Genomic DNA, 19,520 nt, shown 5'->3' with positions numbered 1-19,520 from the left:
GCGGGGGCGTCGGCGGGGGCGTCGGCGGGCGGGCCGGCGGGCGGGGCGGCGGGGACGGCGTGGGCCGGTGGCGGGCTGCCCAGCGTGAGGCAGAGCAGGGCCGCGGCGGCGGCGTGGCGGCGGTCGAGCAAGGTCCTCATGGCGGGCCGCCCTTCATCTCCTCGGATGATCCGATGAGATGTGCCGGGCGGGTGGTTGTACAGGACCCCCGCCGGGTGTCGCCCGGCCGTCGCCCGATCGAGGGAGCGTCAGGAGCTGCTGCTACTGCTGCAACTGGACCCGGACGAGCTGCTGCAACTGGAACTGCTGGAACTGCTGGAACTGGAGCAGCTGGATCCGCTGGAACTGCCGGAGCAGCTCGACCCGCTGGAGCAACTCGACCCGCTGCTGCCGCAGCCCGAGCCGGATCCGGACCCGCCGGTGTCGCTGCTCGCGCACCAGACGATCGGCACCGCGTCCGGGGCGGAGGACCCGCAGCCGTCGTCCGAACCGGAGCGTCGGGGGCTGCCGGAAGCGCCGGAGCCGGCGTCACGGGACCGGTGCTGGGCCGCGGCCAGCCGGGTGTCCCGGGCCGCCGGGACCAGCAGGGACCGCAGGTACGGGTCTTGCAGGCCGCGCAGCCCGAACAGGGCGGTGCGCACCTGCGGGCCGGCTTCGGCGGCGTACAGGGCCCGTATCGTGCGCAGGGCCTGCTGCCCGGCGGGAGTGATCCGCCGCTTGGCCCGTGACGCGCAGACGGCGCCCACGATGATGCCGACGATCAGGGCCGGGTACAGGCCGAGGAAGGCCGGTGCCGCGGAGGCGGAGCCCACCGAGACCGCGAAGAGGAGCATCGGCACGGACAGGAACAGCAGGACCCCGCACACGATCGCCTGGACCTTGCCCCAGCGCCGCCAGGTGCGCCCCCAGCCGGGCGGGGCCAGCAGTCCGCGGTGCGCCAGGCCGTCCCCGATCTCCTGGACCGCGGGGTCGATCATGGCCGCGTACCGCACCTGGTACAGCCAGCCGGACGGGGCCTGCGCGTACGCCTGGAGCACGGCGCGCTCGGCCGGGTCGGCGGCCCGGGCGCCGGGGCGGACCTGGACGATGCCGGGCCCGCCGGCGGCCATCCGGCCGTCGGAGAGGAGCAGGACGAGCGCCGTGTCCACGACCCCGCCGGGCCCACCCGTGAGGAACGCGGCCTCGGACAGGTCGTGCAGCCGCGGCGCCGGGTCCGCCGTACGGGGCCGGGCGCGCCGCAGCCCGGTCACGAGCAGCAGCGAAGAAACGAGGACGGCGATCCAGACGTCAAGGGCGAGGACGTTCACGCGGCCCTCCCCAGCAGGGTGCGGGCCCAGCGCACGATGCGCCGCGGTGGCCTCGCCCCGGCCCGGTCCTGCCACCAGGCGGTGAGCCGGTGCCGGGCGGCGGGGTCGGCGGGCAGGTCCCGGATCAGCAGGTCCTCGACGAAGTCGAGGGCGTCCCGGCGGTAGCCGCCGGTCATGGGGCGGGAGCGGGCGTACGCGAGGAAGGCCTCGCGGAACGCGGCCCGCCCGCCCAGGATCCCGGGCAGCTCGGGGGCGACCTTCGCGACGACGTCGGCCCGCTTCGCGGCCAGGGCGCGCGCCTGCACCCGTACGCGCTGCCGGTCGAAGCCCTCGGGCACGGGCGTGCCGGCGACGAGCGCGGACAGCAGCGCGGCCTGCTCCAGCCCGACCCGCATCCGCGCGGCGTCGGGGTCCGCCCCCGTGGGCGCGCCGACACCCGTGGCGGCCGCGGACGGCTGCGCGGTGGTCCCGACGGCCGCACGAATGGCGGCCAGCTCGCCGGCCAGCTCCTCCTCCGCCGGGAAGTCGTCGTCGCGCTCCAGCAGCACCCCGGCCGGGGCCGTCCGGCGGCCCAGCTCCGCCAGGACGTCCAGCACGGCGGGCGGCACCGGGTGCGCGTGCGTGTCGTGCCACACCCCGTCCCGCTCGACGCCCCCGGCGACGTGCACGTACGCCAGCGCCTCCAGCGGTATCCCGTCCAGCACCGCGGCCGGGTCCTCGCCGCGGTTGATGCGGTTGGTGTGCAGGTTGGCGACGTCGATCAGCAGCCGGACACCGGTCCGCTCGACGAGCTCCGTCAGGAACTGCGCCTCCGTGAGCTCCTCGTCCGGCCAGCTGATCAGCGCGGCGATGTTCTCCAGCGCGAGCGGCACCGGCAGGGCGTCCTGCGCGATCCGGACGTTCTCGCACAGCACGTCGAGGGCGTCCCGGGTCCGCTGCACCGGGAGCAGGTGGCCCGCCTCCAGCGCCGGCGAGGAGGTCCGTACGAACGCGATGTGCTCGGTGACCAGCGGCGCCCGCAGGGCCACCGCCCGCTCGGCGAGCGCGGCCAGCTTCTGGGCGTCGGGCCGGTCGGCACCGCCCAGGCCCAGCGAGACCCCGTGCGGCACGACCCGCACCCCGCGGTCCAGCAGCCGCTGCAATGGGTCGGGCAGATGGCCGGGGCAGACGTTCTCGGCCACCACCTCGACCCAGTCCAGGCCGGGCAGCCGCTCGATCGCCTCGGCGATCTCCGGCCGCCAGCCGATGCCCACCCCCAGCCGTTCCATGGGCTTCATGTCCCCTTGCCCCCTCTCAGCGGTCCGCGTACGGGCCCGTGTGCCGGTGTCATGACCCCGCCGGACCAGCCCCAATCCCGGACAGGGGACGTTCAGAGCAACATTTGAGGTTCCACGCCGGCCGAGTGCTGGAGAGCAGGCGGCGGGCGCTGGCTCTGACCCGCCTGCGCGCCGCAGCCGACGAAGGCGCGTTCGAACAGACACCCTTCGAGGACCAGAACCGCGGGTCGGGCTTGGCAACGCCCCACTCAGCGGAGGCAGCCACCCGCTCCGCGGGTAGGTCGAGGGCGCGCAGGAAGCCGGCCGGGGCCTGTACGGGATGCACTCCTGCGTGCGCAGGGCGGACAGGTGATCCTGATCGCGGACGCCGTCCCCCTCTCGCACCCGGTACGCGAAAAGCCCCGGCCGGGGGAGCACTCCGGCTGGGGCGAACTGCGGGCGGCTACCTCGCGACGACGAACCCGCGTGCGGGCCGTCGGGCGCGGGCGGCCGCCGCAGCGGCGAGGGTCGCGGCCGTGACGTCCCGGCCGGCGTCCAGCACCCGCCACGTCCCCGCCGGATCTCCGGGGGTCACCGGCGTCAGGGTGCCGGGGATGCCGTGCTGCCGCATTATGGCGTGCAGCTCGGCTACCTCATCAGCGCGCATGTCCTCACCTCTCGTTGCGGGTCGGGCTGCGCCACAGCTCCAGTGGTGGACTGAACATGTCAGCAGAGCGGGTGCTCCCAGTGAAGGTGCGGGGAGCCGTCGATCCAGTACGTGTGGGAGCGTTCGGTCACGCGGAGCTGGATCTCGGTGATGCCGGGGCGGCCGATGCCGTCCCATTCGAGGAGCGCCCGCTCGACGTCGTCCCACAGGGAGACCGGACCGCCCTGACGCAGGAGCCACCCCCCGTTGTCGTGCACGAGCTCGGCGAAGGACTCTCGGTCCGGGTCGAAGACGTAGAAGCGGGCCGAGCCATCGCCGGCCCGGGCCCGCAGGACCTGAGCCGCCGGCGCCGCCAGCTGGGCCAAGAAAGCCTGCATGGGCTGGTCCAGGGCGGTCGGGGTTACGACGGCCCGTCGCTCGGTCTTGGGGTACGCCACGCGGGAGGACAGGTCTCCGGCAATCGGTGTGACGGCCTGGGACCGCGCCTGCATGAAGTTGGTGTGGGCGACGAACCGCCCCTCAGCCGTCCCATCCTCGCGCACGGTGACCTTGGCGAGGCCGGTCCCGCTGAGCAGTGACCCGACGGTGGCGAGGATGACGCCGCCGGGGCGGGTCTGCTGTACCCACGTGTAGGGGATGCGTCGGACGCCGCAGGTGGCGATCACCCTGTCGTACGGGGCGCGGCGGGGCAGGCCGAGAAGACCGTCCCCCGTGACGGTCCAGGTGGAGAAGCCGGCGTGTTCCAGCGCTGCGTCGGCACGGGCGGCAACCCCTGCATCCACCTCGATCGTGGTGACGTTGTCCTCGCCCAGACGGTGACACATCAGTGCCGTGGAGTACCCGGTCCCGGTGCCAATCTCCAACACCTGGTGCCCCTCCTCGACCTCCATTTCCTCGATCATCTCCAGCACCAGTTGTGGAGCCGTGGACGAGGATGTGGGGATGCCCCGTACCGGGCCGGGAGCCTGGTCGGTGGTGAGTCGGTTGTCGAGTTGCGTGACGAGGGACTCGTTGGAGTACGCGATCTTGACCCACTCCGCCGGGTCCGTGCCGACGGCGGTCACCGGCCGCCAGAGGCCGTCGTGGGCGGGCAGGAAGACGCCGGGGTTCAGAAACAGTTCACGGGGGACGGCCTCGACGGCCTTCCGCCACGCGGGCGTCCGGACGGCGCCCGCCGCTTCAAGCCGGTCGGCGAGGGCCTGCCGCTCGGGGGTGGTATCGATCAACGGGTTTCTCCTTGGGTGAGCAGGTCGGCAAAGGCGGCTGCCATCGGGAGCCCGGTGCTCTCCTCCAGCCAGCCCCACTGTCCGTTGGGGTTAAGTTCCAAGAGCCAGTACGTTCCGGCGCAGTCCACGGCGAGGTCGAAGCTGCCGGACACGAGGCCGAAGGCATCGAGGAAGGCGAGGAGGGCCGCTTCCAGCGAGGCTGGCAGGATGAAGGCCGAATACGTCAGGGCAGAGTAGTCCCGGCGCCAGTCGAGGAGGCCGGACTCGATGCGCACAGCGAAGACTTGGCGGCCCACGATGAGGACGCGGACGTCGCACACCTTGTCGACACGTACCTGGAAGAGGTGCGGGACGGCTCGGATCCGGTCGTCGATCTCGTCGGCGGTGACCTGCTCCGCCCACGACACCACGGGAACGCCGTCTCGCTGGTAGGGCGTTGACCGCAGCGTCTTGTAAATCACTGCGGGGTGATCTGCGACGAACTCGCCTGCCTCGTCGGGGTCGTTGGTGATGAGGGTAGCTGGAACGGTGAGGCCAAGGCGCTGGGCGCGGGCCAGCTGATGGGGCTTGTAGTCGGCTTCGGCGTTCCGCAGGGGGTGATTCACCCACAGCGGGCCTTCAAGGGCGTGCAGCACACCACCGAGCCCGTACCGCGTCTGCGCTGCGGCGAACCGCGCGTCATCGGCGCTCAGCTGCGGGAAGTCGGGCCAGGTTGGCCGGCGCCAGTACACGGCCCGGACGTCATCCAATCGCGCGGCTCTCGACGTGGTGAGCAGCCGCCCGGCCGCGCGGGCCGGGCGGCTGCCGTACCGAGCCGAGACCGTCAGGCCGTCGCCGATGTCAGCGGGGTTGAACCTGACCACTGGCACACTTCGCCGGTTGAGTTCGGTGATCACCATGTCGGCCGTGACGTCGTCCGCCTCAGTGACCACCAGCACGGGCCTCTTCTCGGTGCCGGCCATCAGTCCTGCTGGCTGTCCTGGTCGCTGCCCTGGTCGCTGGTTCCCGGCCCCCCGTCGGGGCTGGTCGAGGTCGTGGTCCCTGTGGCGCTGCTGGTGCCGTGCTTGCCCATCTCGACCACCTTCCCGTACCGGTCACGGAAGACGCCGAGCTGGGTGGTGGGGTCGATGGTCACCGAGGCATGCGGGACGAGCACGGTGGTGGGGTAGGGGGCGAGGCGGCTGCTTCCCCACGGGGTGACGGGTAAGGAAGGCGTGATGGACATGGGACTCCGATCGGTGGATGAACCCGATCCCGGACGGGACCGGGAAGTCAGTGGGTGCCGCAGACCACCGCCAAGCAGGCGGCCGGACGGGGGCCTCAGGAGCGTGCTACGTCGACGACGAGTGCGGCAAGTACGCCAAGGGCGATCAGCACATACAGAGCTTGGCGGGCCCGCTCGGTCACCGTTCACTCGCCCGGATCGGGCGGCACGCCGGGTCGCCGCGGCGGTGGGCGTGCTGGTCCGGGCGGGCGCCGCTCGACGAGTGCACGGTGATCGTCTCGAAGCGGGTGTCGATGATCGGCCGCTGGCAGCGCGCGCAGATCCGGGCAGCGGTCACTGGCCGACCGCCGGCGGCGGGCACGCCCACGCGTTGACGGTCATGGGGTACGGGCCCTCGCGGCCCGTGGCGAAGCCGGCGAGCACCGCGTCGTCGGCCAGCTGCCCGCCGCAGGCTACGCAGGCCCGGCCGGCGACCTGGTCGGCGGTGAGCTGCTCGTACGACGGGATCGGCATGTCGACGCAGGCAACGGTCCGCGTCATCACGGCGCCAGCCGCATCTGCGCGGCGGGGATGACGAACTCGCGAGCGTCGGCGCCGCGAACGTAGGCCGCGTCGTAGCGGCCGCCGAACTGGTTCTCCTCGACGCAGACGTCCATCAAAATCCCGGTCTTGCCGCTGAGTAGATCCTGTACGCCGAGACCGAGCCAGGCATGCGGCACCGAGGACCCCAGAGGTTCGCCGGTGCTCATCGGGCGTCCTCGACGGGCGTCAGGCCACGCCTCTCGCGGCACGGCGCGCACGCGGACGTGCGAACCGCGGGGCCGGAGTTGCTGGCCCCCAGCACAGTTTTGACCGGGGTCGCGGACGGCCCGCCGTGCCAGTCACACCAGGTCTCGGGTTCGTCGGCCACAGCGGTGCTCTCCCTACCGTCGTCAGCGGGTGATGGACCCAGCTTGACGCCGTGGGAAGGGCGGAACACTCACAGTTTTGTGAGTGCTCCGCGTGCTACATACCGACCCAACGGGCCATACCACCCAGGCTGTCCGGCGCCCGGCGAGACATGTGGACCAGGCCGCGGATCGTGGCGCGCGTGCCGGGCAGGTGCCGGGTCTGCTCCGGCGCGATCTTCCGGGCGTCCGCCAGGTACCTCAGCGATGCTTTCGGGGAACCGGCCTCCATCTCGACGAGAGCGCGGTCTACGAGGTAGCGGGCGCGTCGCGAGGTCAGGGTCGAGGCGGGGAGCTTGAGCGCGCGGGCCTGGCCAAGGGCGGTGTCGTAGTCGCCCATGGCGATCGAGGTGCCGAGTTCGTGTAGGCGGACGTTCGTGCGCCCGAACGACAGCCAGTGCACCTCGCCGGCCTCGCCACCGACCCGCTCCGCCAACTCGCGCGCGGCATCAAGGTGCCGCTCCACACCGGCCCCGTCGCTGTGCTTCGCTGCCACCGTGGCGAGGCCGAGATGCAGCTGACCCGTCACGGCAAGGGCCTCCCGGCCGGTCTCTCCGTTCAGCAGAGCCTGCCCCGAGGTGATGAGCTGTGCGCTCGTCGCGCACCGCCACAGGGTGCCCCGCTTGTACCGCTGCACTGCCTCCATGCACGGATCCGAGGCCCGACCGGCGGCCCAACCCATCCGGTCCAGGGCAACGCGGGCGAGGTCGGGATGGTCCAGCTTCAGCGCAACGTCATGGGCGGTCCGGTACGCCGAGGCGAGGGCCCGCCACGACTCCGTGGACGGTGCGGTCCACACGGTGTGCGTCAGCTCTATGACGACCGTGGGCAGCTCCTTGGCTACGGCGCGCAGGCGGGTGGCTCTCACTCTCTGGCAGAGCGTCTCCGCCGCGGTCACCAGCTCCGGCAGGGGCCGGACGGCGGTCAGGTCGGGGTTCGGGCCGAGGTCGTACCGGTCGAGAGCCTCTCGGATCGGCGCGACCAGGGAGAGCAGGCGGTCGGGAGGCTGGGATGTCACTGCGGGTGGTCCTGTCAGCTCGGACGTGTCCACGCGCAGCGCCTGCGCCACCGCCGCCACGAACCCGGGAGTGGCAGGTCGGGCCCCGCACTCGACCTGGCTGAGCAGGCTGAGGCTGTACGGGATCCTGTTGGCTAACTGAACCTGCGTCAGCCGCGCGAGGCGCCGCTGGGTGCGGATCCGGGAACCGATGTGGTCATCGTCGGGTAGAGGCATACTGGTCTCCGTCCAAGACTCGTCATCAAGGACGGTATCGCCGATCGCCCCCGACTCCGCCCGGACCGGGGGCGATTGCATAGGCTCGACTCCCATGACGCGCACCCTGTACCTGTTCGGCTCGGCCGCCCCGCCCGTGTTCGACATCGCCCGCGTGATCGAGGACGCGCAGGCCCGCGGCTGGGACGTCTGCCTCGGCCTCACCCCGACCGCCGCGGAGTGGCTGGCGGACGGCCTCAACGGCCTCGCTGCGCTCACCGGGCACCCAGTCCGCAGCCGCTACAAGCGGCCGGGAGAGCCCGACGTGTGGCCTAAGGCAGACGCGATCCTCGTGGCCCCGGCCACCTTCAACACCGTGAACGCGTGGGCGCTCGGACTGACGGACCGGTTCGTGGTCGGTGTCGTCGCCGAGGGCATCGGCAAGGGCATCCGGACGGCGGTGATGCCGTGCGTGAACGCGGCCTACGTGCAGCACCGCGCGTTCGAGCGGTCCGTGCAGGAACTGCGCGAGATGGGCGTGCGGGTGCTCTATGGCGAGGGCGGGTTCGTGCCCAACCAGCCAGGCCAGGGCCGACCGGAAACGTACCCGTGGGGTCTCGCCCTGGACGCCGTGGACAGCCTGCTCCCGGTCGCCGAGGCGTAGACGCGCGAAAGCGCCCCCTCCCGCCCCGAAGGCGAGAGGGGGCAGTGTGTTCACGCGATGCGGGTCAACCGCAGCCACGACCCGGCCTTGATGACGGTCGGGAGTCGGGGTGGCGCTGCTGCTCTGGGCCCAGCGGAGCTGAAGCACGCAGTCCGTGCCCCCGACGGTCAGGCGGCTCGCCGGGCAGACCGAGGAGCCGGCGCCGATACCGACGCCGCTCGACGTCGTGGCATCGTGCCGCCAGGCGGGACCGACCACCGGTCGTCAGGTCTCCCGCAGGGTCGCCCTCGACGTCGAGGAATGCCTCGACCGCGTACCGACCGCCCGTGACAACGGACAGAGATGGGTGGTCGTCGCCTGGGAGCGCAATGGACGAGGCGACCGACCGCCGCGGGCCTGGCCGGGCCGGCTGCCTGGGCCTGCGGTGCAGGTCAGCGGGGTGCGAGGCGGGAGGGGAGGGCGGGGTGGTCGGCGATGACCGTGGCCGAGTTCGGGGCGATCTCCGTGAAGCCCGCGTCCCGGACCAGGGGGAGGCCGCTCGTGGTCAGGGTGGGCCACGTGTCGCGGTCCGCCGTGCGGACCTGGAGGCGGAAGCCCGACTGCTGCCAGGCCGTGCGTTCCGCCGTGGTCAGCTCCCACCAGGCGAGCTGGGCCGCGTGGCCGGCCTGGGCCATCGCCTTGCCGGCGGACATCTCCAGGTCCGGGTTGAGCCAGAGGACCGGGGTCTCGGGGGTGGGCGGGGCGACCGCGGCCGGGTCGTCCAGGTCGGTGCCCGACACCTGGAGCTTGGCCAGCTCCTTGGGCCAGCCGTCCAGCGGGATCGGCGGGAAGACCCGCACCTCCGCCGTTTCGCCGTGCACCGTGATGCCGGGGAGGGTGCCGGCCTTGCGCCACTCCGCGCCGCGCGCCCGCCGGACCACCTTGCGGATCCGGGCGTCCTGCCAGTCGCGCACCGCCTGCGCCCACTCGCCCTCGCCGTGCGCGCGCCCGTCCGACAGCAGGACCAGGACGGCACGGGCGGCCGTCTCCAACGCGTCCGTACGGGCGGGCGGTTCGGCCTTCTCGATCCGTACGACCAGGGGCAGCACGAACTGCGGCGCGTCGTCGCGGGCGATGCGCCCCTGCCGGAACGGGCTGTCGGCGCCCACGGCGGGTACGTCTGAAGTGGGGTGCGTGTCCTGGCTGCTCATCCTGCCAAGGATGCCAGGCTCCGCCTCCAGGAGGATGCCGCGGGGGCCCCGACCGAGCGAGGATCAGGTCCATGAAGAGCGACCTTTTCTCGTCCGAGAGCCTTGTCCGGCCCGCCGTCGCCCCCGGCATGTCCCTGCAGAACGCCAAGTCGGTGAAGTACGCCGTCAACGGTGAGATGTTCGCCCGGCAGGGCTCGATGGTCGCTTTCCGCGGCAACCTCCAGTTCGAGCGCAAGGGCCAGGGCATCGGCGGCATGCTCAAGCGCGCCGTCACCGGCGAGGGCCTGCCGCTGATGGCCGTGCGCGGTCAGGGCGAGGCCTGGTTCGCCCACCGGGCCGGCAACTGCTTCATCGTCGACTTCGAGCCGGGCGACGCCCTGAGCGTCAACGGGCGCAACGTGCTCTGCTTCGACTCCACCCTCGCGTACGAGATCAAGATGGTGAAGGGCGCCGGCATGACCGGCGGCGGCCTCTTCAACAGCATCTTCACCGGCACCGGCAAGCTCGCCGTGGTCTGCGACGGCACCCCGATCGTCATACCCGTCACCGCCCAGTCCCCGGTGTACGTGGACACGGACGCGGTGGTCGGCTGGAGCGCGCAGCTGGAGACGCACCTGCACCGCTCCCAGTCCGTCGGCTCCATGCTGCGCGGCGGCTCCGGCGAAGCCGTCCAGCTGAAGCTGAACGGCGACGGCTTCGTCATCGTCCGGCCCAGCGAGGTCACCGAGGCGACGGCGGCCGCCCACTGAAGCTGACCGGCGTCGGACGCCGCCACGGACCCCGGCGGCCCTGGGTGCTGCGCGGCGTCTCCCTGGAGCTGGCGCCGGGCACGCTGGTGCGCATCGAGGGCCGCAACGGCGGCGGCAAGTCGACGCTGATGCGGATCATCGCCGGGATCGACGCCCCGACCGAGGGGCGCGTGACGGGGCGCCCGCGCCGCACTGCCTTCGTGCCCGAACGCTTCCCGGCGGCCCTGCCGCTCACGGCGGCGGCCTACCTCACCCACCTGGGTCGGGTGCACGGGCTGCCGCGGGCCGAGGCCGCGCGCCGGGCCGCGTACTGGCTGGAGCGGTTCGGGGCCGGCGGGCAGGCCCGCACCCCGCTCGCCGAACTGTCCAAGGGCAGCAGCCAGAAGGTCGCCGTCGCCCAGGCCCTGCTAGCCGAGCCCGGCCTGCTCGTCCTCGACGAGGCCTGGACCGGCCTCGACGCGCCGGCCCGCGCCGAGCTGGACCGGGCCGTCGCCGAGCGGACGGCCGCCGGCGGGGCCGTGGTCTTCGTCGACCACGATCCGGCGCGGCTCGCGGGTGCGCCCGACGCCCGCCACCGGGTGGAGGGGACCGGCCTCGTTCCCGTCCCGGTGGGGGAGGGCGGCCCGGCGGTGGAGTTCGGGCCCCGGGTGCGGATCCGGGCGGCCGGGGCGGCCGGCGCGGTGCCGCCGCCCGGGCTGGACACCGCCTCGCTCGCGTCCGACGGCGGCCTGCTGGTCACGGTGCCCGCGGCCCGGTCCGACGCCGTGCTGCGCATCCTGCTGACGGCGACGCCGCCCTGGCACATCCGAGGGGTGGAGGAACTCCTGTGACCGGTCCCGCCGTGCTGACCGGGCTCATCCGGTATCAAGGCGTGCTGCTGCTGCGCTCGCAGCGGTGGATCGGGCCGTTGCTGCTCTACGCCGCCTTCCTGGCCGCCGGGATCCGGCCCGGGGAGCCGGTGCTCGACTCGCTGGGTTGGGCGGCGGCCGGGCTGGTGCCCGTCGCCGCCTGGCTGGTGAGGGTCTGCGTCACCAACGAGCCCGCCGCCGCGCGCGATTGCGCCGCCGCCGCGGCAGGCCCGGTACGCGTGCACGCGGCGGCCCTGCTGACCGCCCTGGGCGGGTCGCTGCTCGCCGGGGCGGTGGCCGCCGGGGTGGTGCTGCTGGTGGGCGGGCGCGCCGGGGTACCGGCCGGGACGGCCGCGGGCGCGGCGGCCCTGGCGGTGCCGGCCTGCGCACTGGCCGGCACGGCGGTCGGGGCGCTGGGCAGCCGGCCGCTGGTGCGCCCGACGGGATTCGCGGTCCTGGCCGGCGGCCTCGGCTCCCTGGCGGCCCTGGGCCTGGCCGGCTCCCCGGCCCGCGGCGCGGTGACGACGCTGGTCGTGGGGTCCCGTACGGGCACGGTGGCGACGGCCGGGTTGGCGGCGGCCACCGCGGCGGCGCTGGTCCTGGCCTGCGGGGCGGGGGCGGTGGCCTGCCTGGTCGCGCGGCGGCGCGGCTGAGCGGGCCCCGTACGGGGTCTCGACCGGCCGACGCCGCCGACGCCGACGCCGCCGCCGACGCCGACGCGCCTATGTTCCGATGAGCTCGGACACCTTCACGAACCGGTAGCCGCGGCTGCGGAGCTCCGGGACGATCGTGCGGATGGCCTCCTCGGTGACCGGGGCGGCGCTGCGCGTGCAGTGCAGGACCACGACCGAGCCCGGCTTCACGCCGGCGAGCACCTGCTGGGCCACCGCGTTCGGGTCCTTGGCGAAGGCGTCCCCGCTGACCACGTCCCACTGGACGGCCGTGACCTTGGCGGTGGACAGGGCCCGCAGCGCCTGGTCGTCGAAGCAGCCGCCGGGGAAGCGGAAGTAGGGGACGGTGTTGACGGCGCCCGCCGTGCGGAACGCGGCGAAGGCCCGGTCCACATCGGCCCGGGCGGCCGCGGCGTCGAGGGCGGGGAGCCCGTAACAGGGGGATTTGAAGGCGTGGTGGCTGTAGGAGTGGTTGGCGATCTCGAAGTTCGGGTCGGTGCCGATCGCCTTCACCTGGTCGGGGTACTCCTCGGCCCAGCGGCCCGTCATGAAGATCGTGGACGGCACCTTGAGGGACCGCAGCGTGGAGATCAGCTGAGGGTTGTCGAAGCGCTCCCCGCCGGCGGCGCGCGGTCCCTGGTCCGAGGTCATGTCGGCGTCGAAGGTCAGGGCGACGGTCTTCTCGGTCTGCTGCTTCGCCCGTGCGAAGACCGGGGTGAGGCCGTTCGGGCCGGGCGGCAGTATCGGGACCTTCCCGGGGCCGGGGGCGGCGGCCGGGGCGGTCTGGGGGGCGTGGGGGGAGGACGCCGCCGGCGCGGGGGCGGCGGGGGTGCCCAGACGGGCCTGCCCGCCCTGGCCGGAGGGGGCGGGGGTGCCGCCGCCTCCGCATCCGGCGAGGGCGGTGCAGAGCGCGGCACCGAGGGCGGCCGTGGCCACCGCATTGCGCACAGAAAGGGTCACGCAGGCAAAATATATGACGATCCGATTGACCGATGTTCGCGGCGCGAAGGTGGGCGGACCAATCCCCCGTCCGGCACCACAGGCGGCGTCGGGCCGGCCTCGGGCCGGGGACGGGCCGGTCTCGGGCCGGGGCGGGCCGGGGTCAGGTCAGTGCCAGGGGCCCGTGACGGCGAAGGTCGTGCCGGGGGTGTAGGCGTTGACGTACAGGGTGCGGCCGTCCGGGGAGAAGGTCACCCCGGCGAACTCGCCGAACTCCGGAGCTCCGGGCCGGCCGATGTCGTCGGCGTTGCGGGCCACCGGGTAGACCTCGCCGCCCGGAGTGACCCCGAAGACGTACTGGGCGCCGCCGCCGTCCTCGCACACCATCAGCCCGCCGTCGGGGGCCAGGCAGATGTTGTCGGGGGAGTCGCCCGGTAGCTGGATGTCGGCCGCCGGCCCGAAGACCACGTCCAGCCGTACCGTGCCCCGCCGCGGGTCGTGGAACCACACCTGGCCGTGGTGGTCGGCCGCGGCCCCCTCGGCGCTGCGGGCGTAGCTGGAGACGAAGTGGACGCCGCCGTCGCCCCAGTAGCAGCCCTCCAGCTTCTGGGCATGGGTGATGCCGCCCGGTCCGAAGTCCTGGAACCGGATCGGGGTGCCGGCCGCCGACGGGTCGGGTACGGGGACCCACTCCGCCGGGAACTCGGCGCCGGGCTCGGTGACCACGGACAGGTCCGGCACGCCCGACACGCGCAGCGCCTGGAGCTGCCCGCCGGCCCGCAGGGAGCCGGGGCCGCCGAGCGGCCGCTCCGGCAGGAAACGGAAGAAGAGCCCGAACGGCTCGACGAACGCGTCCTCGGTCTCGTAGACGGTGCCGCGGTACGGATCCACGGCGACGGCCTCGTGCGCGAAGCGGCCCAGGGCGGTCAGCGGGACGGCACCGGAGCGGTGCGGGTCGGCGGGGTCGACCTCGAACACGTAGCCGTGGTCCCGGGTGTAGCCGGAGGTGCCCGCCCGGTCCTCGGTCTCCTCGCAGCTCAGCCAGGTGTTCCAGGGGGTGCGGCCGCCCGCGCAGTTGACGGCGGTACCGGCGAGGGCGACGCGCTCGATGGTGACGGCGCCGGCCGGATCGAGGCCGAGGAGGGTGCAGCCGCCGAGGGCGGCCGGGTCGTAGGTCAGGCCCTCGACGGCCGGGACGCGCAGGGCGGCCGTGGTCCGGTTCTCGTGGTTGCGGACGAGCCGGACCCCGCCGTCGGCGCCGGCCGCGAAGGCGGCCATGCCGTCGCAGTTGGCGGGCACGGTGCCCTCACCGGAGCGCAGCGGGTCGCCGGCCCGGGACAGCACGCGGTACGCGAACCCGGAGGGCAGGTCGAGCAGCCCGTCCGGGTCGGGCAGGAGGGGGCCGTACCCGGCCCGGGCCCGGGCGGCGGCGCGCGGGTCGGCGGCGTGGAGCGCGCCGAGGCTCCCGGCGAGGGTGATGCCGGCGGCGGCGAGCAGACTGCGGCGGGAGAGGGACATGCGGTTCCCCGGGGCGAGGGCGGCGGTTGACCGGCCCGTGGTACCACGCCCACCGTCCCGCCCCCGCGCACCCCGCCGCCCCCTCACCCCACTGGCGCCGCCCCGAACCGCCGCCCCACGGCGGGGACTCCGGAGTCACGGGCGCCGGCCCGATGTGGGGCTGCCGGGTTGATGCGGGGCCGGCCCGATGTGGCGCGCCGGGCCGATGTGGCGCCGGGCCGATGTGGCGCCGGCCGGTCACGGGGCCGTGTCCGCTGCGCGGCGGATCCGCGCCCACCGCCGGAATGCCGGGCTTCGGGGGCAGGGCTTCGGGGGATCCGGCGTCGGGCCCGGGACCCCGGGCCCGGGCAGCCGGGACCCTGGGCCCGGGCAGCCGGGACCCCGGGCCCGGGCAGCCGGGACCCCGGGCCCGGGCAGGCCGGGGCCCCGGGGGTTCGCCGCGGGACCCTGGCGGGGCGTCAGGCGAGCTTGGCGCTCAGGGTGATGGTCGTGCCGGTCAGGGCCTGGCTCACCGGGCAGTTCTTCTTGGCGTCCTCGGCCGCGGCCTGGAAGCCCGCCTCGTCCAGGCCGGGGACCTCGCCCTCCACCGTCAGGTGGATGCCGGTGATGCCCTCGCCCGGCTGGAAGGTGACGTCCGCCTTCGTCTCCAGGCGGGTCGGCGGCGTGCCCTTGCCGGCCAGGCCGTGGGACAGGGCCATCGAGAAGCAGCTGGAGTGCGCGGCCGCGATCAGCTCTTCCGGACTGGTCTTGCCGTTCGCCGCCTCCGCGCGGGACGGCCAGGAGACGTCGTACGACCCGATGCCCGAGGAGTCGAGGGTGACGACACCCTTGCCCTCCAGCAGGTTGCCTTCCCAGACGGTGTGTGCGTGACGGGTGGTGGCCATGTTCGCTGGTATCCCTTCGGAGGAAAATGGGGAAACGGCCGGTCCGCCCGAAAGCGGTCCGGCACCCCAAACCTACTGGGACACCAGGGGTTTCGCGTCGCGCGCCAGGGCCGTGAGCCGGGATATGGCGCGGAAGTACTTCTTGCGGTAGCCGCCGTTCAGCATGTCGTCACTGAACAGCCTGTCGAACGGGACCCCCGAGGCGAGCACCGGTATCTCGCGGTCGTACAGCCGGTCCGCGAGTACGACGAGCCGCAGCGCGGTCGACTGGTCCGGCACCGGGACCACGTCGGTGAGGCAGACCGCGGTGATGCCGTCGGTGAGGGCGCCGTACCGGCTGGGGTGCACCTTGGCCAGGTGGTCGAGGAGGCCGGGGAAGTCGTCGAGGCTCGCGCCCTCGGTGGCGTACGCGGCCTTCGCCACCTGCTCGTCCGAGAACGGTGCCGGGGCCTCCGGCAGCCCGCGGTGGCGGTAGTCCTGGCCGTCGATGCGCAGCGGCCGGAAGTGGGCGGAGAGCCCCTGGATCTCGCGCAGGAAGTCCGCGGCGGCGAACCGGCCCTCGCCGAGCTTGCCGGGCAGCGTGTTGGAGGTGGCGGCCAGCGCCACGCCCCGCTCGACCAGCCGGCTGAGCAGCGAGGAGACGAGCACGGTGTCGCCCGGGTCGTCGAGCTCGAACTCGTCGATGCACAGCAGCCGGTGTCCGCCGAGGGTGTTCACGGTCTGCTGGAAGCCGAGGGCGCCGACCAGGTTGGTCAGCTCCACGAACGTGCCGAAGGCCTTCAGTGCGGGCTCGGCCGGGGTGGCGTGCCACAGGGAGGCCAGCAGGTGGGTCTTGCCGACGCCGTAGCCGCCGTCGAGGTACACCCCGCGCGGGGCGGCGGGGGCCGTGGCCTTCGGGGCGCGGGAGAACCAGCGCCGCTTGCCCACGCCGGTGGCGTGCGCACCGCCCAGCCCGGCGGCGAAGCCGCTGAGGGTGGTGACCGCCTCGGACTGGCTCGGCTGGGTGGGGTCCGGCACGTACGTGTCGAAGCGCACCGAGTCGAACCGCGGCGGGGGCACCATCTCGGCCACCAGCCGCTCGGCGGGCACCCGGGGCTCGCGGGCGCACAGGGACTGCGGGCCCGCGTCGGCTATCGGGGATCGCCCGTGGGTGGAACCGGAGGCGGAGAGTGATGTTGGCACAGCTCCTCACTGTACGCGGCGTGGCACACTGCACCGATGCGACGCCTGTTCCCTGTGACCGATCAGACACCCCGCCCCGCGGACGCCACCGGCCCCGGGGACCGGCCCGACCGGCCCGGCTCGCGCCCCGCGGACTCCGAGGACCGCGCGTGGTCGCTGGACGAGCTGGCGGAGGCCTACGCGTACCCCGAGACCGGGCCGGCCGGCCACTGGCTGCGGGCGAACATGGTGTCGACCCTGGACGGGGCCGCCCAGCACGAGGGCCGCTCGCAGCCGATCTCGAACGACACCGACATGCGGATCTTCGGCACCCTGCGGGCGCTGGCCGATGTGGTGATCGCCGGTGCGGAAACGGTTCGCCAGGAGGGCTACCGGCCGGCCCGGGCCCGGGAGGCCTTCGCGGCCCGCCGCGCCGCCGCCGGGCAGGGGCCCGCACCCGCCATCGCGGTGGTCACGGCCGGGGCGGACCTGGACTACGCGCTGCCCCTGTTCACCTCCCCGCTGGTGCCGACCCTGCTCGTCACCGGCGCCGGCGCCCCCTCCGACAAGGTGGCGGCGGCGGCCAAGGCGGGGGCCGAGATCGTCGTGGCCGGGGACGGGGCCGCCGTGGACCCGGCCCGCGTGGTGCGGGAGCTCGCCGACCGGGGGCTGCGCCGCCAGCTCACCGAGGGCGGGCCCCGGCTGCTGGGCCAGTTCGTGGCCGCCGACGTGCTCGACGAGCTGTGCCTGACGATTTCCCCGATGCTCACGGCGGGTGACGCCCAGCGCATCGCCGGAGGGCCCGCGGTGGCCGTGCCGCACCGGCTCGCACCGGCCTCGGTGCTGGAGGAGGCCGGGTTCCTCTTCACGAGCTACCGTCGGATCTGACAAAAGCGGAATTCCTCGTTCCGCTTGGCTTCCGCTGGGCACATATATCTGCGCACGCCCCGTGCGAGAGCGGGGCAGGATGGTTTCCGCAGGGCACGGCCGCCCGGTCGCGGCCCATGGAGGAGAGGGCGTCCGTGTTCACGAGCGTTTTGATGATCGAGCAGCCGCTGACCGCCGTCGACGCGGACTTCGTCACCACCCTGCACGGGGACGACCCGGTCTCCTTCATCGTGCTCATGCAGCCCAGGGGCGACCAGGACCGGCTGCTGCGCGCCATCGACGACGTCGCCCTCGGGGAACTCCCCGAGGCGCTCCACGAGGCGGACATCCCCGAGGGCGAAGCCGCGCTCGGCCCCGCCGAGCTGGCCCTCGCCCATTCCCTGGAGGCCCTGCGGAGAAAGGGGGCCCAGGCCGTCGGGGAGATCGTCCAGCACCACCCGCTCGACAAACTGCGCGAGGTCGTCGAGGCCTCGAAGGCCGACGAGGTGATCGTTCTGACCGCCCCGCACTTCGTCGAGGAGTTCTTCCACCGGGACTGGGCCTCCCGCGCCCGGCACAAGGTCGGGGTTCCGGTGCTCAAGCTCTTCGCCCACAACGAATAGGCTGGCGTCCGACACACGCGTCGAGCCCGTCGGGCCGGCCCCACCCCGGGCCGTCCGGCGGACCCGCCCGGCGCACACCGACGTACCGCCCGTACCGCCCGACCCGCACCTTGGGGAGCCCCGATATGACGCCGCCGCCCGGCCTGCCGAACGCCATGGAACGCCCGCACTTCATCGGCATCGGCGGCGCCGGGATGTCCGGCATCGCGAAGATCCTCGCCCAGCGCGGCGCCCGGGTCGCCGGCAGCGACGCCCGCGACTCCGACACCGCCCAGGCACTGCGCGCGCACGGCGCCACGGTCCACATCGGGCACGCAGCCGGCCACCTCGCCGCCGACGCCACCTGCGTGGTCGTCTCCAGCGCGATCCGCGCCGACAACCCCGAGCTGGCCCGCGCCGCCGAGCTCGGCATCCCCGTCGTCCACCGCTCCGACGCGCTCGCCGCCCTGATGGACGGCCTGCGGCCGATCGCCGTCGCCGGCACCCACGGCAAGACCACCACCACCTCGATGCTGGCGGTCTCCCTGTCGGCCCTCGGCCTGGACCCCTCGTACGCCATCGGCGGCGACCTCGACGCCCCGGGCTCCAACGCCCACCACGGCACCGGCGACATCTTCGTGGCCGAGGCGGACGAGAGCGACCGCAGCTTCCACAAGTACACCCCGCAGGTCGCGATCATCCTGAACGCGGAGCTCGACCACCACGCGAACTACGCCTCGATGGACGAGATCTACGAGTCCTTCGAGACCTTCGTCGGCAAGATCGTGCCCGGCGGCACCCTGGTCGTCGCCCACGGCCAGGCCGGCGCGGCCGAGATCGCCGCCCGCGTCAGCGGCAACCCCCAGCTGATGATCACCACGTACGGTGAGGACGAGGGCGCCGACGTCTGGATCCGGAAGATCACGCCCCGCGGCCTGACCAGCGAGGTCTCGGTCGTGATCGACGGCCGTGAGATCGTCTTCACCGTCTCCGTGCCCGGCCGCCACTACGCGCACAACGCCGTCGCCGCCCTCGCCGCCGGCGTGGCCCTCGGCATCCCGGCCGACGACCTGGCCTCCGCGCTCGGCAAGTACACCGGCGTCAAGCGCCGCCTCCAGCTCAAGGGCGAGGCCGCCGGCGTGCAGGTCATCGACTCCTACGCCCACCACCCCACCGAGATGACCGCCGACCTGGAGGCCATCCGGGGAGCGGCCGGGGACTCCCGGATCCTGGTCGTCTTCCAGCCGCACCTGTTCTCGCGCACCCAGGAGCTGGGCAAGGAGATGGGCCAGTCCCTCGCCCTCGCCGACTCCGCCGTGGTCCTGGACATCTACCCGGCCCGCGAGGACCCGATCCCGGGCGTCACCAGCGAGATCATCATCGGGGCCGCGCGCGCCGCCGGTGCCGACGTCACCGCCGAGCACGACAAGGCCGCCGTCGCCGAGGTCATCGCGGGAATGGCGAAGCCGGGTGATCTCGTTCTGACGATGGGCGCGGGAGACGTCACGGACCTCGGTCCGGCGATCCTGGCCCGCCTGTCCGGCTGACGGGCCGGAGGCGAGACACAGGGAGAGGGAGCGGAAGAG

At 73.8% G+C, this 19,520-nt stretch carries 22 protein-coding genes; 7 read left to right on the top strand and 15 right to left on the bottom strand.

What is annotated here, in order from left to right:
• Window positions 1-248 precede the first annotated feature (248 nt).
• The 10 genes from ACFVGY_RS21520 to ACFVGY_RS21475 all read right to left on the bottom strand — a co-directional run bounded on the left by ACFVGY_RS21520 (window position 249) and on the right by ACFVGY_RS21475 (window position 7,862).
• Entirely contained in the window at window positions 249-1,307 is a 1,059-nt protein-coding gene (locus ACFVGY_RS21520) for a TIGR04222 domain-containing membrane protein (RefSeq protein ID WP_385679709.1), read from the bottom strand.
• Window positions 1,304-2,575, bottom strand: coding sequence for a DUF692 domain-containing protein (locus tag ACFVGY_RS21515; protein ID WP_385679716.1), 1,272 nt, complete (start codon window positions 2,573-2,575; stop codon window positions 1,304-1,306). The genes ACFVGY_RS21520 and ACFVGY_RS21515 overlap by 4 nt, the downstream gene beginning before the upstream one ends.
• A 451-nt stretch (window positions 2,576-3,026) precedes the next feature.
• Window positions 3,027-3,230, bottom strand: coding sequence for a hypothetical protein (locus ACFVGY_RS21510; protein WP_385679707.1), 204 nt, complete (start codon window positions 3,228-3,230; stop codon window positions 3,027-3,029).
• 59 nt (window positions 3,231-3,289) lie between these two features.
• A complete protein-coding gene (tgmC, locus tag ACFVGY_RS21505) occupies window positions 3,290-4,456 on the bottom strand; it encodes an ATP-grasp peptide maturase system methyltransferase (RefSeq protein ID WP_385679705.1) in 1,167 nt (388 codons plus the stop codon).
• On the bottom strand, window positions 4,453-5,418 hold the full coding sequence (gene tgmB / locus ACFVGY_RS21500) for an ATP-grasp ribosomal peptide maturase (RefSeq protein ID WP_385679703.1): 966 nt from the start codon (window positions 5,416-5,418) through the stop codon (window positions 4,453-4,455). Before tgmB ends, tgmC begins: the two co-directional genes overlap by 4 nt.
• Window positions 5,418-5,681 (bottom strand): putative ATP-grasp-modified RiPP, encoded by a 264-nt coding sequence (gene tgmA / locus ACFVGY_RS21495; protein WP_385679701.1) that lies wholly within the window; start codon window positions 5,679-5,681, stop codon window positions 5,418-5,420. The genes tgmB and tgmA overlap by 1 nt, the downstream gene beginning before the upstream one ends.
• Window positions 5,682-5,859: 178 nt before the next feature.
• Complete coding sequence (locus ACFVGY_RS21490; RefSeq protein WP_385679699.1) at window positions 5,860-6,018, bottom strand: hypothetical protein; 159 nt, start codon at window positions 6,016-6,018, stop codon at window positions 5,860-5,862.
• Window positions 6,015-6,221: a hypothetical protein gene (locus ACFVGY_RS21485; protein ID WP_385679697.1), complete on the bottom strand. Its 207-nt coding sequence runs from the start codon at window positions 6,219-6,221 to the stop codon at window positions 6,015-6,017. Before ACFVGY_RS21485 ends, ACFVGY_RS21490 begins: the two co-directional genes overlap by 4 nt.
• The gene (locus ACFVGY_RS21480; protein WP_385679695.1) at window positions 6,221-6,430 is read right to left on the bottom strand and encodes a hypothetical protein; all 210 of its coding nucleotides are present in this window, start codon (window positions 6,428-6,430) and stop codon (window positions 6,221-6,223) included. Before ACFVGY_RS21480 ends, ACFVGY_RS21485 begins: the two co-directional genes overlap by 1 nt.
• A 256-nt stretch (window positions 6,431-6,686) precedes the next feature.
• Window positions 6,687-7,862: a helix-turn-helix domain-containing protein gene (locus ACFVGY_RS21475; protein WP_385679693.1), complete on the bottom strand. Its 1,176-nt coding sequence runs from the start codon at window positions 7,860-7,862 to the stop codon at window positions 6,687-6,689.
• A 94-nt stretch (window positions 7,863-7,956) separates the two neighbouring features.
• On the opposite strand from ACFVGY_RS21475, the gene ACFVGY_RS21470 reads away from it, so the two are divergent.
• Window positions 7,957-8,505, top strand: coding sequence for a flavoprotein (locus ACFVGY_RS21470; RefSeq protein WP_385679691.1), 549 nt, complete (start codon window positions 7,957-7,959; stop codon window positions 8,503-8,505).
• A gap of 431 nt (window positions 8,506-8,936) precedes the next feature.
• Here ACFVGY_RS21470 and ACFVGY_RS21465 read toward each other — a convergent pair whose 3' ends face one another.
• Window positions 8,937-9,695, bottom strand: coding sequence for an aminoacyl-tRNA hydrolase (locus ACFVGY_RS21465; protein WP_385679690.1), 759 nt, complete (start codon window positions 9,693-9,695; stop codon window positions 8,937-8,939).
• Between the two features lie 71 nt (window positions 9,696-9,766).
• Here ACFVGY_RS21465 and ACFVGY_RS21460 point away from each other — a divergent pair, with 71 nt between their 5' ends.
• The 3 genes from ACFVGY_RS21460 to ACFVGY_RS21450 are packed head-to-tail and all read left to right on the top strand — an operon-like array spanning window position 9,767 to window position 11,945.
• On the top strand, window positions 9,767-10,444 hold the full coding sequence (locus ACFVGY_RS21460; RefSeq protein ID WP_385679688.1) for an AIM24 family protein: 678 nt from the start codon (window positions 9,767-9,769) through the stop codon (window positions 10,442-10,444).
• Window positions 10,441-11,274 carry an ATP-binding cassette domain-containing protein gene (locus ACFVGY_RS21455; RefSeq protein WP_385679715.1) on the top strand — a complete coding sequence of 278 codons (834 nt, stop codon included), beginning with the start codon at window positions 10,441-10,443 and terminating at the stop codon, window positions 11,272-11,274. The genes ACFVGY_RS21460 and ACFVGY_RS21455 overlap by 4 nt, the downstream gene beginning before the upstream one ends.
• A 14-nt stretch (window positions 11,275-11,288) precedes the next feature.
• Complete coding sequence (locus ACFVGY_RS21450; RefSeq protein ID WP_385679713.1) at window positions 11,289-11,945, top strand: ABC transporter; 657 nt, start codon at window positions 11,289-11,291, stop codon at window positions 11,943-11,945.
• Window positions 11,946-12,014: 69 nt separating this feature from the next.
• Here ACFVGY_RS21450 and ACFVGY_RS21445 read toward each other — a convergent pair whose 3' ends face one another.
• The 4 genes from ACFVGY_RS21445 to zapE form a co-directional block, all read right to left on the bottom strand.
• Window positions 12,015-12,923 (bottom strand): polysaccharide deacetylase family protein, encoded by a 909-nt coding sequence (locus ACFVGY_RS21445; RefSeq protein ID WP_385679686.1) that lies wholly within the window; start codon window positions 12,921-12,923, stop codon window positions 12,015-12,017.
• A gap of 147 nt (window positions 12,924-13,070) precedes the next feature.
• Complete coding sequence (locus ACFVGY_RS21440) at window positions 13,071-14,420, bottom strand: alkaline phosphatase PhoX (RefSeq protein WP_385679684.1); 1,350 nt, start codon at window positions 14,418-14,420, stop codon at window positions 13,071-13,073.
• A 458-nt stretch (window positions 14,421-14,878) separates the two neighbouring features.
• Entirely contained in the window at window positions 14,879-15,304 is a 426-nt protein-coding gene (locus ACFVGY_RS21435; RefSeq protein WP_179177542.1) for an OsmC family protein, read from the bottom strand.
• A gap of 72 nt (window positions 15,305-15,376) precedes the next feature.
• Entirely contained in the window at window positions 15,377-16,486 is a 1,110-nt protein-coding gene (gene zapE, locus ACFVGY_RS21430) for a cell division protein ZapE (protein WP_385679682.1), read from the bottom strand.
• 36 nt (window positions 16,487-16,522) lie between these two features.
• Here zapE and ACFVGY_RS21425 point away from each other — a divergent pair, with 36 nt between their 5' ends.
• From ACFVGY_RS21425 to murC, 3 genes are all read left to right on the top strand, one after another.
• Window positions 16,523-17,353 carry a pyrimidine reductase family protein gene (locus ACFVGY_RS21425; RefSeq protein ID WP_385679680.1) on the top strand — a complete coding sequence of 277 codons (831 nt, stop codon included), beginning with the start codon at window positions 16,523-16,525 and terminating at the stop codon, window positions 17,351-17,353.
• A 134-nt stretch (window positions 17,354-17,487) separates the two neighbouring features.
• The gene (locus tag ACFVGY_RS21420) at window positions 17,488-17,955 is read left to right on the top strand and encodes an indole-3-glycerol phosphate synthase (protein WP_385679678.1); all 468 of its coding nucleotides are present in this window, start codon (window positions 17,488-17,490) and stop codon (window positions 17,953-17,955) included.
• Between the two features lie 125 nt (window positions 17,956-18,080).
• The gene (gene murC / locus ACFVGY_RS21415; RefSeq protein ID WP_385679676.1) at window positions 18,081-19,481 is read left to right on the top strand and encodes a UDP-N-acetylmuramate--L-alanine ligase; all 1,401 of its coding nucleotides are present in this window, start codon (window positions 18,081-18,083) and stop codon (window positions 19,479-19,481) included.
• Window positions 19,482-19,520 lie beyond the last annotated feature (39 nt).

The sequence above is a fragment of the Streptomyces sp. NPDC127106 genome (assembly GCF_042677605.1).
Classification (GTDB): Bacteria; Actinomycetota; Actinomycetes; order Streptomycetales; family Streptomycetaceae; genus Streptomyces.
The sequence above is the reverse complement of the archived record's forward strand: the minus strand, read 5'-3'. Positions and strand labels throughout refer to the sequence as shown.

Coding starts and splice junctions, on each gene's coding strand:
- ACFVGY_RS21480 (WP_385679695.1), bottom strand. CDS start 6,430: ATGAGCACCGGCGAACCTCTGGGGTCCTCGGTGCCGCATGCCTGGCTC.
- tgmB (WP_385679703.1), bottom strand. CDS start 5,418: ATGGCCGGCACCGAGAAGAGGCCCGTGCTGGTGGTCACTGAGGCGGAC.
- ACFVGY_RS21485 (WP_385679697.1), bottom strand. CDS start 6,221: ATGACGCGGACCGTTGCCTGCGTCGACATGCCGATCCCGTCGTACGAG.
- ACFVGY_RS21460 (WP_385679688.1), top strand. CDS start 9,767: ATGAAGAGCGACCTTTTCTCGTCCGAGAGCCTTGTCCGGCCCGCCGTC.
- ACFVGY_RS21510 (WP_385679707.1), bottom strand. CDS start 3,230: ATGCGCGCTGATGAGGTAGCCGAGCTGCACGCCATAATGCGGCAGCAC.
- ACFVGY_RS21425 (WP_385679680.1), top strand. CDS start 16,523: ATGCGACGCCTGTTCCCTGTGACCGATCAGACACCCCGCCCCGCGGAC.
- tgmA (WP_385679701.1), bottom strand. CDS start 5,681: ATGTCCATCACGCCTTCCTTACCCGTCACCCCGTGGGGAAGCAGCCGC.
- ACFVGY_RS21435 (WP_179177542.1), bottom strand. CDS start 15,304: ATGGCCACCACCCGTCACGCACACACCGTCTGGGAAGGCAACCTGCTG.
- ACFVGY_RS21440 (WP_385679684.1), bottom strand. CDS start 14,420: ATGTCCCTCTCCCGCCGCAGTCTGCTCGCCGCCGCCGGCATCACCCTC.
- murC (WP_385679676.1), top strand. CDS start 18,081: ATGACGCCGCCGCCCGGCCTGCCGAACGCCATGGAACGCCCGCACTTC.
- ACFVGY_RS21515 (WP_385679716.1), bottom strand. CDS start 2,575: ATGGAACGGCTGGGGGTGGGCATCGGCTGGCGGCCGGAGATCGCCGAG.
- ACFVGY_RS21475 (WP_385679693.1), bottom strand. CDS start 7,862: ATGCCTCTACCCGACGATGACCACATCGGTTCCCGGATCCGCACCCAG.
- ACFVGY_RS21465 (WP_385679690.1), bottom strand. CDS start 9,695: ATGAGCAGCCAGGACACGCACCCCACTTCAGACGTACCCGCCGTGGGC.
- ACFVGY_RS21470 (WP_385679691.1), top strand. CDS start 7,957: ATGACGCGCACCCTGTACCTGTTCGGCTCGGCCGCCCCGCCCGTGTTC.